The organism is Nostoc sp. 'Lobaria pulmonaria (5183) cyanobiont', assembly GCF_002949795.1.
Classification (GTDB): domain Bacteria; phylum Cyanobacteriota; class Cyanobacteriia; order Cyanobacteriales; family Nostocaceae; genus Nostoc.
The window spans coordinates 383891-397724 of sequence record NZ_CP026692.1 but is presented as its reverse complement, the minus strand read 5'-3'; the positions used below and the strand labels follow the sequence as shown (position 1 = coordinate 397724).

Below are 13834 nucleotides of genomic sequence, written 5' to 3'. Positions count from 1 at the left end.
GAAAAGCTTACTGGTTCATTCCATACTTACTTTGAGACGAGCAAGCAAACATCATAAATACTACTGTGACACTACGAGTACAAATCCTCAAGGATAAATTTAATTCATCTTTGGGATTACCTTTTAAAGAACTGTTACCAACAAGTGTAATTGAGCAAGCACTCTTGGAGCTAAAAACTAGATACTATAGACGATTATTTGATCCAATAGTAACGCTTTGGGCATTTTTATCTCAGGTTTTGGATACTGACAAAACTTGCCATAATGCCGTGAGTAAAATAATTGCTCATTTGGTAGAGGAAGACGTAGAAATCCCTTAAACTGATACAAGTGCTTACTGCCAAGCACGGTCGAGATTGCCGGAGAAATTACTGGAGAAACTTTTCAATTACTCAGCACAAAATCTAGACGAAAAAATGACAGAAGAACATTTATGGTGTGGTCGCAATGTAAAAGTGATAGATGGTTCAACTGTGTCCATGCCTGACACTGTAGAGAACCAGCAAGAATACCCTCAATCCAGTAGTCAAAGCCCGGATGTGGATTCCCAATTGCCAAAATTGGTGTGATATTCAGTTTGGTGACAGGAGCTGCTGTTGCTCAATTAGTAGGTCAGGATGAAAAAGCAGAATAAATTCTTGCCCAATATCAAAAAGGAGTGTAAAAAATACGACAAAATATGAGCAACACGTTATAAGTAAAAGATATCTCCGTCATTGAATCTGATGATTCTAGTTTTTGGATTAAGCCGAAAGATGAAAATTACTTTCAAATTTTGAATTATATTGGTGTACACCTAAAACCAATTTCCAGCAATCTAAATGAGTTGCCTTCATATACCATTGAAGTTATAGACAAAATTGATGCAGACATTCTATTTATTAGTGATGAAAACAAGGAGTAATGTAAAAAAAATTGCAAAATTGAGTGATGCCAATGTAACCAAAAGAATGATTAATTAAGACTATGCAAAGCTCTTGCAGTTACTATATTTCCATTTTACTCAGGTATCTCCAACCCCTGTGGCATAAGTCACTTTTGCTACTAATTCTCTTGCTGATTGGTATTGGCTTACGGTTGCTTAATCCTCAGATTTTAGCAACGTTTATTGATACAGCGATGTCTACGACGGGCTACGCCTACGCTGGGGCAAAATTTTCTCGACTAATCCAATTAGCGTTGCTTTTTTTAGGAATAGCCTTAGCAACTGGGCTAATTTCTTTATTAGAAACCTATCTAGCAGCAGATATTGGCCTACGAGCCACAAACCGACTGCGGGCGAATCTGACGCTGCACTGCTTGCAACTCGATATGTCCTTTCACAATAACCAAACACCAGGGGCTTTAATCGAACGCATAGATGGTGATGTCAGCCAATTGAATGACTTTTTTTCTCGGTTCGCCATCGACTTTGTGGGTAACAGTATCTTTGCTGTGGGTGTTTTTATTGCCCTGTTTCATATTGACTGGCGAATAGGGCTAACAGCGATCGCAATGGTAGTCATCCTTTTGTTTACTTTTAATCATTTCAATAATATAGTCATTCCTTATTTTCAAGCGGAACGTGCCTCCAGTGCAGCTTTATTTGGTTTTTTGGCAGAGCGACTCTCTGGTACAGAAGATGTGCGTTCCTCTGGTGCGTCAGCCTACGTCATGCACCGTTTCTACGAACGCTCACGAGATTTGTTTCCCAAGTTGGTTAAATCACAGACCTTTGGTCTTGGAGTATTTAGCGCTTGGAGTGTTTTCTTTACTCTGGGAAAAACAGTGATTTTGGGGATGAGCATCGTGCTTTTTTTCAATAACGCATTTGCGATCGGCACAGTTTATCTCATCTATCGCTACATCGAGTTATTGGAACAACCAATTCAACAATTTGGTCGCCAAGTTCAAGATTTACAAGAAGCTGAAGCTGCTTTAATTCGGGTACGAGAATTACTCACAACCCAAAGTCGTCTTCCAGATATTGGTCAAACAACTCTTCCAGATAAGGCATTGAGCGTAAGATTCGAGAATGTTGACTTTCGTTATCCTACTCCTGACAGAGATGCGATCGCAACACAACCGGATTTAGTATTGCGCGATGTCTCATTTTCCTTGTTGCCTGATACCATTCTCGGTCTACTTGGTCGCACAGGCAGTGGCAAGACTACTATCACCCGCCTTCTGCTGCGACTTTACGACCCCACACAAGGAACAATTCGTTTAGGCGGGGTCAACTTACTCGATATACCTTTGGCTACACTGCGGGAACACGTCGGTATGGTAACGCAAGAAATTCAACTTTTCCACGCCAGTGTCCGCGATAATCTCACTTTGTTTGAGTCATCTATCCCCGATCAACGCATAGAGTCAGTTATTCAGGAAGTTGGCTTATGGGACTGGTATGAATCTCTCCCTAGCGGTTTAGACACTTTACTCGCTCCTGGTGGTAGCGGACTATCAGCAGGACAGGCGCAGTTATTGGCATTTGTGCGGGTGTTTCTCAAAAACCCTGGTTTGGTAATTTTGGACGAAGCCTCATCCCGCCTCGACCCGGTTACAGAGCATTTGTTAGAAAAAGCGATTGATCGCCTACTCGTTGGGAGAACTGCCATCATTATTGCTCATCGTTTAGCAACAGTAAAGCGAGCCGATCAAATCATGATTTTAGAAGACGGTCATTGTCTAGAGTGCGGTCAGCGCCAGGAATTAGCTACTAACCCTGACTCCCGCTTTGCCCAATTACTGCAAATCGGGTTAGAGGAAGCTTTGGCATGAGAACAAAAACTGCATCTTCCATCCCAACTTGGCGGTATTTACTGGAGTTAATTCGCTACAAACCTTTATTTTACTTAACCAACGGGTTGTTAGCGAGTGGTCTATTTTATTTCTTTCTCTTGATACCCGGACTGATTATCCGCCAGATTTTCGATACCATCACAGTCAAAACAGCCGCAGGGTTAAACGTTTGGACATTGCTGGCTTTGTTGGTTGGGAGTGTTATCACACAGCAAACATTTATGTTGATTGGTGTCACAGCTGATGGTGTGTTTCGGATGCATGTTGCAACTCTGCTCCGCAAGCATTTACTCGCTCGCATCTGGGAACGACCAGGCGCACAAGCATTACCAAGCTCATCTGGAGAAGCGATTTCCCGTTTTCGTGATGATATCCAAGCCATCCTCGATTTTTTGACCTTTTCTTTCGACCCAATTGCTCAGGGGCTAGCAATTACCATCGGCTTAATTATCCTAGCTCGCGTTAATCTCTTGTTAGCACTGATAGTATTTGCACCTTTAGTAGTGACGATCGCAACCATCAATTTAGCCAGTAAGCGCATCCGCAAATACCGACAAGCAAATCAGGAAGCCATTGGGGGAGTGACGGGGTTATTAGGCGAGATTTTCACAGCAGTACAAGCAATTCAGGTTGCTGGGAGTGAGAAGCGTGTTGTGGAATACTTTGAGAAAGTGAATGAAGTTCGCCGCCAAGCCGCTCTCAAAGATTTGTTACTCGGACAGGTACTGTATTCGTTTTTGACAAATATAGCAAATCTGGGCACAGCCATCTTGCTGCTGGCGGCGGCTGGGATGATGCAAATTAAAACAGGAACGACTTTAACAGTCGGTGATTTTGCTTTATTTGTTTCATATTTGGGGGAGTTTGCAGCGATCGCAGGATTTTTCAGTGAGTCTTTAACAGGTTACTACCAAACTGAGGTTTCCCTACTCCGACTGGCCGAACTCATTCCTGGTGTGCCACCTCTAAGTTTAGTCAAACACGAAAAAGTTTATCTTCGGGGTAAATTACCCCAGTTGCCTTACACTCCCAAGACTGGGCAACATCGTTTAGAAACGCTGGCACTCAGGAACTTGAGCTATCACTACCCTGGTACAGAGTGCGGTATTGCCCATGTGAGTCTGACTTTGAAAAGGGGTACTCTGACGGTAATTACCGGGCGCATTGGTTCGGGTAAGAGTACTTTATTGCGCGTGCTTTTGGGGCTTTTACCCAAACAAGCAGGAGAGATTTTCTGGAATAATCAGCAAGTTGCAGACCCAGCCGCTTTTTTTGTCCCACCCCGTAGTGCTTATACTGCCCAAGTTCCGCAACTTTTTAGCGAAACGGTACGCGATAACATTTTGATGGGACTGCCGGAGGATGTAGTGGATTTGGCAGGTGCTATTCATTTGGCGGTGATGGAAAAAGATGTTGCCAATTTAGAAAATGGCTTAGATACTATTGTCGGGCCAAGGGGAACAAAACTTTCTGGTGGTCAGATTCAGCGTGCGGCTGCGGCGCGGATGTTTGTCCGCCAGTCTGAGTTGTTGGTTTTTGATGATTTGTCTAGTGCTTTGGATGTGGAAACAGAACGCACTTTATGGCAGCGTCTGTTGGCAACGGAAAATTTTACCTGTTTAACTGTCTCTCATCGTCAAATCGCTTTACATCAAGCCGATCAAATTATTGTCCTCAAAGATGGTCGAGTTGAAGCGAGTGGTAAGTTGGAGGAGTTGCTGGCAAACTGCGAAGAAATGCAGCGTCTCTGGTCTGAAGATATGGGACAAATTAGATCGAGTTCGGACTAATAGGACTTAGACAAAAAACACCCGCAAAATAGCCTCAAAGCTATTGAAGGATTCATAAAGCTGTATTTTTATTCGGGATAATAACTCGCGAATAAGTTCATGTGTCTTTCTATGCCTAGACTCAAAATAAAAAAGTTTGAAAAATTACAGTTCCTTCACCAATGATTTCTAAAATTTAACCAGCTTTGCTCTAGAGGAATTTTGATTTGTCTACACAGATAAATCGGTGTATTACTACTTTTTCCAACTTTTTGATTGGTTATCATAGCTACTTGATTAACTTGATTGAATAGCTGTTTTAAGTAATTTAAATCACCTCCAACACTAATCACAATCTCACCAGAATATTTTCTTGGTCCCCAGAAATAATAACCTATATCGCCACTGATTGATTTTGGCAAATCATAGGCTCCACCTAAAACATCAATCGCCCCAGCATAATTGTAGTCCCAAGCTAAAATGGCACATTTTGCTTGCTCGCTTGGCAAAAGGCTATGGTAAACTTTAGCCACTGTCGCGACAGCTTCCTGCCAACCAAGTGTCCATCTGTGTGGTGCCGTCACCTGTTTTGGCTCTAGCATGAAGGGATATTCCCAAATCGGCAATAAATAGCGTGAGAAACGTGAGTAGCTGATGAAGGTTTCTAAGGGCAGGACAGGAAGTGAGGCAGGCATTGTTATAATACCACCAGTAATTAGAACAGCTAAAATAATAGATTTTAAACGCCTGCGATTGTAAATCAACTTCTCAACTTGGACTGCCCCAGATGCCCAAAGCAATGGATAGATAGGAGCTAAATAATAAATTTCTCTGGCTTCAAGAATTATCAGTAGTCCAAAAACAACAATACATAACCATCCTATAAAACGATATGATTTACCTTCTTTGTCTCTGAAATAATAGTAAAATCCTGCTAATGTAATTGGAAACGTCAGGGGATGCATCTGGAATATCTGTTGTAGGGTGAAATTAATAGTAGATATCCAAAAATCGACCTGATAATCTGCTTTAAGTGCTTTTTGTATCTCAAAAAAAGGCCAACCATGTGTAGTTTGCCAAATTAGATTTGGTAAAGCAATTGTAAATGCAATTAAGCCAGCTATCCAAATGTATCGAGTAAGTAAAAGCTGTCGGTTTGAAGTAATCAATAAGCCAACTAATAAACCAAAGCAAAAGAAAACAATTGAATATTTGTTGAGCCATCCAATACCTACTATTAAACCAACTAGCAACCAAAGTTTAGGAGAGTTATGCTTAACAATGAGAATCGTAATATAAGTACACAGCAACCAAATTAGTGGCTCAAATGCATTCATTGTCAGCACTGTGTGATGCCACAAATACATCGGTGATACGATTACACAGAACGCTGCTAGGCACTGAGCAAATCGACCACCACCAAGTTCACGTACCATTAGTCCTGTGAACAAGACAGTTAGGCTTCCAGCTACGGCAGCAAAGAAGCGAAGCGCGAAAAGTGAATCTCCCAACAGCCAACGGCTGATATTAGCGATTGCAAAAACTAAAGGTGGATGATCGGGAAAGCCCCAATCAAGATGTTCGCCACCAGCGATAAAGTAAAATTCATCAAAAAAGTAACCATATTGTCCATTTGTGAGAAAATGCAGTAATAATTTTGCTAATGATAAGTAACATAATATAGCCACATCACTTTGCAAAAAAATGATTGATTTTTTTGAGTTAATCATCTTCGATTCCCTTCATAAAAATAATGCCTTGAGGACGAAAGCGACGGCTAGATATTTTATTATTGGTAAAGGTCTTTTCAGTCTACTGATTATGGTTATCTTTTACGATAACAGACGTTTCTGAGCCACAATAAATAGAGAGCTTCCAAAAGGCTTGTATGAGAAAAATCTGTTTTCAAACGCTGTTAATCGATATAAAATTTCGTTAATAACGAGATGGGGTAATGAAACATCAGAGGATATCGTCTTTGTTCCATATCGCAGTCGAATACGTTGTGCAACCCGAACAATATAAATGAGCGGAGAAAGGAGAAATGGCCAAAAAAAGGTTGTATGTATTGAGAACAGATGAGAGGGGAAAAACGTAGGAATGTCGTTTTGATTTACTCTCGATAAGATGCCAACACTTATATCATGAATGCCACGAAATGCCTGCCCTGAAGGAAGATTGCAAAGTACATATCCGTCTGGAGTTAGTGCGTTGTAAAACTGACGAGCAACATCTTCTCGCTCGGTTAGAGACAGATAGCAGAGCACATCATTACAGATAATACAGTCGATAGATTGAGGCGTAATTCGTTGTGACATCTCTTGTAGGCTACTAAGCTCAAGCGAGATACCCTTCCTTCGCGCATAGTCGATAGCATAGGGAGATATATCAAATCCACGAAGCTGATAGTATCCATGCTGCTTTAGAAAGCTGAGCAGTCCTCCCGTTCCTGCACCTGCATCGAGAATGGTAAATGCTCTATCGTTCGATAACTTCAAAAGTGTAGCGAGTACTAATTCATGGAGCGCTCGATACCACCACAGAGTTTCCTCTACTTCGGCCATCTTTTGGTATTCGATCTCGTTTTTAATCATAAAAAGATGTTGTCTAATAAAAATTGGGACATCGCCAACGCGAGTTTCAAAAACAGGAGTAATAGAAATTTTATTTCCGCTAATTTCTTGACAAAGTTGAGTTGCTTCATAGAGGTAAAGTTTGTTATTTAATCCTCCACCAATATTAAACGCGATATGATATTCCTACTTTGTCCAAAAAAGCTCTTTCGTTATAACTTTCAAAAAAAGCCACGTTCGTCTAGCCTCAGAAAATTTTTGCTCTAAAACACTAATTGCTCTTGTTTTATACTCTTTTTTCTGAAATTAGAGTCAGTCTCATCATCTAAAATTTGCATCAAGTAATGACCATAGCTACTTTTAGCCATAGATTCAGCTATGTTACCAACCTGAACTGAGTCAATATATCCTTTGCGATATGCAATCTCTTCAACACAAGCTATTTTGAATCCCTGTCGTTGTTCTAGGATCTGGATAAAGTTGGCCGCCTGATGCAATGATTCGTGTGTACCAGTGTCTAGCCAAGCATATCCTCGACCCAGTATTTCCACTTGCAGTTGACCTCGACGAAGGTAAACTAAATTCAAATCAGTAATTTCTAACTCATTTCGAGGGGAAGGCTTGAGACTAGCAGCAATTTTAGTAACTTGGGAATCATAAAAGTAGATCCCAGGTATAGCATATTTGGATTTAGGAATTATTGGTTTCTCCTCAATACTAATTGCTTGTCCGTAGGCATCAAATTCAATCACGCCGTAGTTTTGAGGTTCTTTTACCTTATAACCGAACACTAACCCTCCTTGACAAAGAGTGGCAGCGCGAGTAAGTATTTCAGTTAAACCGTCTCCATAAAAGATGTTGTCTCCCAAAATCAAGCATACTGGTTCATTGTCAATAAAATCTTTGCCCAATATAAAGGCTTGAGCTAAACCTTCTGGTTTAGCTTGCTCAACATAATTAAACTTGAGGCCCCATTGACTACCATCCTTAAGAAGTTGCTGAAAAAGAGGCAAATCTGTAGGACTAGAAATAATCAAAATCTCTCGAATTCCAGCCAACATTAATACCGACAAAGGATAGTAAATCATTGGTTTGTCGTAAACACACATTAATTGTTTACTGACAACATAAGTTAAAGGATAAAGACGTGTACCAGAGCCACCAGCTAAAATGATGCCCTTCATTTTACAATCCTCATAGACTAAAAATATCGCTTCTCATAGTTCTGTTTCATCCCGTTTTGGTATACACTTGTAAAACCTCCGCAACATTATTAATCGTTTTGTGCGTTATATGAGGACTAATTGGTAAACTTAGTACCTCTTGAGACATCTGTTCTGTGATCGGAAAACTACCTATTCCCCATTGATTTTCTGCGTAAGCATCTGATAAATGAGGAGGAATAGGGTAGTGAATCAGTGAATCAATTCCGCATATTTTTAAATGCTGCTTGAGAATATCCCGCTTGGGATGGCGCACTACAAACAAGTGCCACACTGGCTCTGCCCAAGTAGGTACAAAAGGAACCATTAATTCAGTAATGTCAGTCAGTTTGTCTATGTAATACTTTGCTAATTCCTCCCGATGAGCATTCCACTTATCCAGTTTTGCTAACTTCACTCTTAAAAATGCCGCTTGTAATTCATCAAGCCTGCTGTTAAAACCTTTAATTTCATTCAAATATTTAACATGAGAACCATAGTTTCGCAGCAGGTTAATTTTATCTGCTAGTTCACCATCATTTGTTGTTACTGCTCCACCATCTCCTAATGCTCCTAGATTCTTAGTTGGATAAAAACTAAAGCCCGCTGCATCTCCTAAACTACCAACTCTTCTCCCTTTGTAACGTGCGCCATGAGCTTGTGCAGCATCTTCAATTACCTTAAGTTCATATCGTGCAGCAATCTCGTTAATCGAATCCATATCAGCAGGTTGACCGTAAAGATGAACTGCTAGAATTGCTTTTGTTTTAGAAGTAATTGCTACTTCAATATTCTTTGGTTCTATATTGTAAGTTTTTTCATTAGGTTCAACAGGAACTGGTGTAGCTCCTGCATGAGAAATTGCTAGCCAAGTCGCAATGTAAGTGTTGGCTGGAACAATTACTTCATCACCTAAGCCAATATTCATTGCTCTTAATATCAGATGTAGTGCATCCAAACCGTTTCCGACACCAATGCAGTGCTGGACATTACAATAAGAGGCGAATTCTGCTTCAAAAGCTTCTAACTCTTGCCCAAGAATGTACCAGCCAGACTCGATAAATTTTCTATAGGCTTCATCTAATTCTTGTCTTATTTCTAAACAAGATGCCTTTAAATCAAGAAACGATATTTTCATTAGCTGCCTTTTATAGCATTAACAAAATCTTTGTAGTTGCGATAATAATCAGATTCGTCATAAAAATCTGATGCCAAAACCATACAGACCGCTTCCGACGAAAAATTATTAATTTCACACCAGATCATCGAGCCGAAATAAAGACCAGAGTGTGAGCAATTCATGTGATATTTTTTCTCTTGATAACCGTCATTAATTTTTACATCGAAGCTACCTGATATTGCCACTACAAATTGCTGTAACTCGCGATGAGCATGTCCGGCTCTTTCTTCGCTAATAGGCACATCATAAAGGTAAAAAACTCTTTTTATCTCAAAAGGGATATGTCTATTCGCTTCAATAAAAGTCAAATTGCCACGAGGATCAGTAATCTTTGGCAAATCAATTAATTGATATTGCTGAATGCTAGTCTGATTTTCTTTCAAATCGCCTGTAACTTTCATTGTCTCGTTACCTCCCTGAACGGTTACTTAAATATAACCTTGATGCACTGCTGTCCTTACTATCCGAATATTGTCTAATGATATAAAGTGGTCTTTTTTTTGTCTCATCAAAAGTTTTACCTAAGTAAAGACCAATGATTCCTAAAAAAGCAATAATAATTCCACAGAGAAAATACAAAGAAACAATCACGCTAGTCCAGCCTGTAACGGTTGTTCCGTAAAGTAAGGCATCAATAAAAGTATAAGTGCCATATAGAAAAGCTAGGAAAGATATTAAGAAACCCAGCTTGATTGATAATCGCAGAGGTTTATCAGAATAAGCAACTAAAGTTTCGCTTCCCATTTTCCACAATTTCTTAAAGGTGTATGTACTTTTTCCGGCGAACCGACTACCATGTTGAACGTCAATACTAGCAGTAGGAAAACCAATCCACTGTACCAAAAGACTAAAAAATCTTAGTTGTTCACGCAAGACACGAAAACTGTCTACAACTTTCCTAGAAACAATACGAAAGTTGTTAACTTGTCCATCGTAATTAATATCTGCTAGATAGTTGAAAACTTTATAAAATAGCGAGGAAGTAAGGCGCTTCAGAATAGGGTCTTTTCGCTTACCTCTCTTAGCTAATACTATATCATAGCCTTCTTGTGCTTTAGCGTATAAACGAGGAATTTCTTCAGGACGATCCTGCAAGTCACAGTCCATAATTACAACCCACTCTGCATTACAGTGATCTAAGCCAGCTGTAATACCATATTGCTCACCAAAGTTACGACTAAATTGAATCCCTTTAATTCGTGGATCTTTATTAGCTAATTCTAGTATGATTTCCCAGGAGCGATCGCCTCCACAATCCTCAACTAAAATTATCTCAAAGTCTTCAGAAATAATTTCAATAGAGGCTTTTAATCTTTGATAAAGCTCATGTAAACAACCTTCAGCTTTATAGACAGGAATGACAACAGAAATATAAGCCAATGTTAAGTCCTCCGTAATTTTTAATTTTTGCAGATAGTATCTGGATAATTTACATTTTTATTTGTTTATATTTTGGGAAAACAAATATTTTATTTAATGTATATGAGACTAAAGCAAGAGGAAATAGAATTAAAGCTTCTGCTACAAAAAGATTAATTTTGTAAGCTAATAATTGTTTTAGCAAAAATAATTGTAGTAAGTATATGATAATATAGACTAGTATAAACTTAAAAATTAATTTGTTATTTTTGTTTTTGAAAACGAAAGTTCCTGTAGTTTTAAAATTAAATAATACTCCACACGTAGTTGATATTAATACTGCCATTTCATAGCGAAAGTTTAATAAAATTAACATAACAAATATCGAGTAACCAAAAAGTGTATTGATTCCCCCTACTATCAGAAACTTTATAAATCTCTTTGAACAATAATGCATAAGCTTGATTTAATATCTCTTTTACTTTTTTTGAGTTAAAAAAACTTTAAAACCTACGAAACTATTTTTAGATAACTTATAATTTGTATTATTCAACTTTTAGTTTACTTAAAGACTGGAATTCTAAAACAGTTAGAATAAACACAATAAACATAAATATTACATCTGCAAAAAGCATTCCATAATATATACCTTTTAATCCATATATCCTTGAATAAAATAACACCATTGGTACATATAAACATATAGTTCTTAATAAAAGAACTACTAATATAGTTTTACCTTTACCTATAGATTGAAAAAGAGTATTACTAAAGGATGCTAAAGGCCATACTGGTGCTAATATGCTGAGAAGTCTAAAATTGAAGATATCATCTTCTGTAAAATTAACACTTGGTAGAATTATACCCAAAAATGTCCTTGGAGAGAGTTGTAGAGGTAGCCAAATTAATAGTAATAAAATAGTTCCAATAATTGCAAAAGTTAAGTAGGCTTTTTTGATCCTCCTATGATTTTTTGCCCCATAATTCATACCAATTATTGGTTGTAATGCTTGTGCAAAACCGACAACAGGAATAAATACTAATGAAGTTACTTTTTGTGTTGCACCAAAAAAAGCAATGTCATTGTTTGTTCCATAGTAAGAAATTGAATTAAAAACTACAAACCCTTGAGCCAACATCATAACTGGAGCAAATAGTGATGACATTCCTACTGACAATGTTGCGGGTAGTAAATCTATTGCGATCGCTAATTTTTTAAGATTCACTGATATAAAACTTTTACCAAAAATAAAATAAGCTAAGTTCACAATACTAGAAAAAACCATTGCAATAATTGTGGCAAGGGCAATCCCTGAGGTTCCCCAATGAAATACAGTAAGAAATATATAATTTAATAATATGTTAATGATTACAAAAATCGACATAGATATTGTGGTTAATCTAATTTGTCCCTCTGAACTTATGATTTCACCACAAGCTGTTCCTCCAATGAAGAAAACAGAACCTAGTATATAAGTCTTCAAATATTTCGTCCCTTCTAAAGCTACTTGACCACTTCCTCCCATGAATGCAATTAATTCTTTACCAAATACATAGCCAATAATTGTAATAAAAAATGAAATTACAACACTCATAATTATGAGGTTGCCAAATATTTTAGATTGAGTTTTAATATCTCCAGACCCAATAGCTCGACTGAGAACAGAAGCAGAACCTACCCCAATCAAGGCAGCAAATCCTTCTACTATACTTGTAAATGGTAGTGCAAGTAAGATGCCAGCCAAAGCTGTTTCATTAAGAAATCTTCCTGCAAACAAAGCATCGATAAAAGAGTTTAAACTAACCATCAGTGTTCCCAGAATACTAGGAATTGATAACTTAAACATCAATTTAATTAGATTGCCTTGAAGGATTTCGTTTGTAATTTTAGATTGTTTTTGAGCAGTCATTTAATTACTCAACCTTAACAAAACGGCTAACATGATACTGCTTTACTGCTTCTAATTCCATTTCTTTTGCTGAGTTGTATGCACTCATAACCTCACTACAAACTTCAATTCTGGCTTCATACGCACCTGTTGTATTACCATCAGTTGCAGCAAAATCAATCCGAACTTCTGCCCAATTTGCATTCTGCCCTTCAGCTACTTCTTCTATAGCTAGCACTTTACCTGCTTTCAAGTAATCTAACCAACTCCAGCCAGACTTTATCCAAATTTCGCCCTCGGCAATTTGCTCAAATTTACTTAAACCAGTCCATCCTCGGTAGTATTGACGCAAGCCAGAGACTGAAGCATTTCGCTGTACCAGTAAATCCAATACATCTGGCTCTAGATGTCCCCACAATAATCCTTGAGGTAAATCAATTAAGGTAGGAGCAAACTGATGACCGCCAAAATGAGTTGTTTGCCAGACTCTTAACTTTCCGTTGGAAGCAGGAGCATATTTTTTCCGTAATTGTCGATATATAGGAGTCCCAAATCTGCCACAGGCGAGGTCTACTTGAGTATGGGTGCAAACCATGAGTTCGCGAATGTGACTTGTTTGTTGTTGATATTGCTGAAATTCTGATAAATCATTGGGTTGTTCCATTAACTGCTTGAATATTGCCGTCACTAGAGCAGCAGCTTTGTTTTCTGGAACAATAAATTCCTGTTTCTCAAATTGAGAAAACAGCCTTGCAGGGCGATAGTAGTATAATACACGGGTAAAACCAGCATAAGAATACTCGCGATCGGGAGCAATTAGTATCGGTTTTAAATTAATCCCATGCTGAAAAACTAACTCTTGGAATAAACCTATCAATGATTGGATAGTTGGATTTTCCTCAAAGACTTCTTCCGGCCAAGGTTGTGGAGTTTCCATGATCAGCCAATGGTCGCAAGTACCTGCTGTACCAATTGGGTCTTCTCCGTTAGCTTTAGAAACCAAAGAGCAAAAACGGCAATCTATAAGGTGAGTTTTATGAGTCTGTTTTATTTCCATATTTGCAGATCAACTAAAAAAAAT

12 protein-coding genes are annotated in these 13834 nt (G+C 38.4%); 3 read left to right on the top strand and 9 right to left on the bottom strand.

The window, feature by feature from the left end; genetic code table 11:
* Positions 1-65: 65 nt before the first annotated feature.
* The 3 genes from NLP_RS33965 (at position 66) to NLP_RS01615 (ending at position 4571) form a co-directional block, all read left to right on the top strand.
* A complete protein-coding gene (locus NLP_RS33965) occupies positions 66-320 on the top strand; it encodes a hypothetical protein (protein WP_199784739.1) in 255 nt (84 codons plus the stop codon).
* Between the two features lie 646 nt (positions 321-966).
* Positions 967-2760 (top strand): ABC transporter ATP-binding protein, encoded by a 1794-nt coding sequence (locus tag NLP_RS01620; protein WP_104904865.1) that lies wholly within the window; start codon positions 967-969, stop codon positions 2758-2760.
* On the top strand, positions 2757-4571 hold the full coding sequence (locus NLP_RS01615) for an ABC transporter ATP-binding protein (RefSeq protein ID WP_104904864.1): 1815 nt from the start codon (positions 2757-2759) through the stop codon (positions 4569-4571). Before NLP_RS01620 ends, NLP_RS01615 begins: the two co-directional genes overlap by 4 nt.
* Positions 4572-4726: 155 nt before the next feature.
* Here the strand turns inward: NLP_RS01615 and NLP_RS01610 are convergent, their stop codons facing one another.
* From NLP_RS01610 to NLP_RS01570, 9 genes are all read right to left on the bottom strand, one after another.
* The gene (locus NLP_RS01610; RefSeq protein ID WP_104904863.1) at positions 4727-6280 is read right to left on the bottom strand and encodes a glycosyltransferase family 39 protein; all 1554 of its coding nucleotides are present in this window, start codon (positions 6278-6280) and stop codon (positions 4727-4729) included.
* A gap of 102 nt (positions 6281-6382) precedes the next feature.
* A complete protein-coding gene (locus NLP_RS01605; protein WP_104904862.1) occupies positions 6383-7144 on the bottom strand; it encodes a class I SAM-dependent methyltransferase in 762 nt (253 codons plus the stop codon).
* Positions 7145-7386: 242 nt separating this feature from the next.
* Positions 7387-8307, bottom strand: a complete 921-nt coding sequence (gene rfbA, locus NLP_RS01600) for a glucose-1-phosphate thymidylyltransferase RfbA (RefSeq protein ID WP_104904861.1) — start codon at positions 8305-8307, stop codon at positions 7387-7389.
* A 46-nt stretch (positions 8308-8353) separates the two neighbouring features.
* The gene (locus tag NLP_RS01595; protein WP_104904860.1) at positions 8354-9463 is read right to left on the bottom strand and encodes a DegT/DnrJ/EryC1/StrS family aminotransferase; all 1110 of its coding nucleotides are present in this window, start codon (positions 9461-9463) and stop codon (positions 8354-8356) included.
* Positions 9463-9906: a sugar 3,4-ketoisomerase gene (locus tag NLP_RS01590; protein WP_104904859.1), complete on the bottom strand. Its 444-nt coding sequence runs from the start codon at positions 9904-9906 to the stop codon at positions 9463-9465. The genes NLP_RS01595 and NLP_RS01590 overlap by 1 nt, the downstream gene beginning before the upstream one ends.
* 7 nt (positions 9907-9913) lie before the next feature.
* Positions 9914-10885 (bottom strand): glycosyltransferase family 2 protein, encoded by a 972-nt coding sequence (locus NLP_RS01585; protein ID WP_104904858.1) that lies wholly within the window; start codon positions 10883-10885, stop codon positions 9914-9916.
* A 49-nt stretch (positions 10886-10934) separates the two neighbouring features.
* A complete protein-coding gene (locus NLP_RS35935; protein WP_104904857.1) occupies positions 10935-11321 on the bottom strand; it encodes a GtrA family protein in 387 nt (128 codons plus the stop codon).
* Between the two features lie 88 nt (positions 11322-11409).
* Positions 11410-12774 carry an MATE family efflux transporter gene (locus NLP_RS01575; protein ID WP_104904856.1) on the bottom strand — a complete coding sequence of 455 codons (1365 nt, stop codon included), beginning with the start codon at positions 12772-12774 and terminating at the stop codon, positions 11410-11412.
* Between the two features lie 4 nt (positions 12775-12778).
* Positions 12779-13810 (bottom strand): sucrase ferredoxin, encoded by a 1032-nt coding sequence (locus NLP_RS01570; protein WP_104904855.1) that lies wholly within the window; start codon positions 13808-13810, stop codon positions 12779-12781.
* Positions 13811-13834 lie beyond the last annotated feature (24 nt).

What these genes read in the sequence shown, in the direction of transcription:
- NLP_RS01590 (WP_104904859.1), bottom strand. Translation starts at nt 9,906, where the DNA reads ATGAAAGTTACAGGCGATTTGAAAGAAAATCAGACTAGCATTCAGCAA.
- NLP_RS01605 (WP_104904862.1), bottom strand. Translation starts at nt 7,144, where the DNA reads ATGATTAAAAACGAGATCGAATACCAAAAGATGGCCGAAGTAGAGGAA.
- NLP_RS01615 (WP_104904864.1), top strand. Translation starts at nt 2,757, where the DNA reads ATGAGAACAAAAACTGCATCTTCCATCCCAACTTGGCGGTATTTACTG.
- NLP_RS35935 (WP_104904857.1), bottom strand. Translation starts at nt 11,321, where the DNA reads ATGCATTATTGTTCAAAGAGATTTATAAAGTTTCTGATAGTAGGGGGA.
- NLP_RS01610 (WP_104904863.1), bottom strand. Translation starts at nt 6,280, where the DNA reads ATGATTAACTCAAAAAAATCAATCATTTTTTTGCAAAGTGATGTGGCT.
- rfbA (WP_104904861.1), bottom strand. Translation starts at nt 8,307, where the DNA reads ATGAAGGGCATCATTTTAGCTGGTGGCTCTGGTACACGTCTTTATCCT.
- NLP_RS01595 (WP_104904860.1), bottom strand. Translation starts at nt 9,463, where the DNA reads ATGAAAATATCGTTTCTTGATTTAAAGGCATCTTGTTTAGAAATAAGA.
- NLP_RS01620 (WP_104904865.1), top strand. Translation starts at nt 967, where the DNA reads ATGCAAAGCTCTTGCAGTTACTATATTTCCATTTTACTCAGGTATCTC.
- NLP_RS01575 (WP_104904856.1), bottom strand. Translation starts at nt 12,774, where the DNA reads ATGACTGCTCAAAAACAATCTAAAATTACAAACGAAATCCTTCAAGGC.
- NLP_RS01570 (WP_104904855.1), bottom strand. Translation starts at nt 13,810, where the DNA reads ATGGAAATAAAACAGACTCATAAAACTCACCTTATAGATTGCCGTTTT.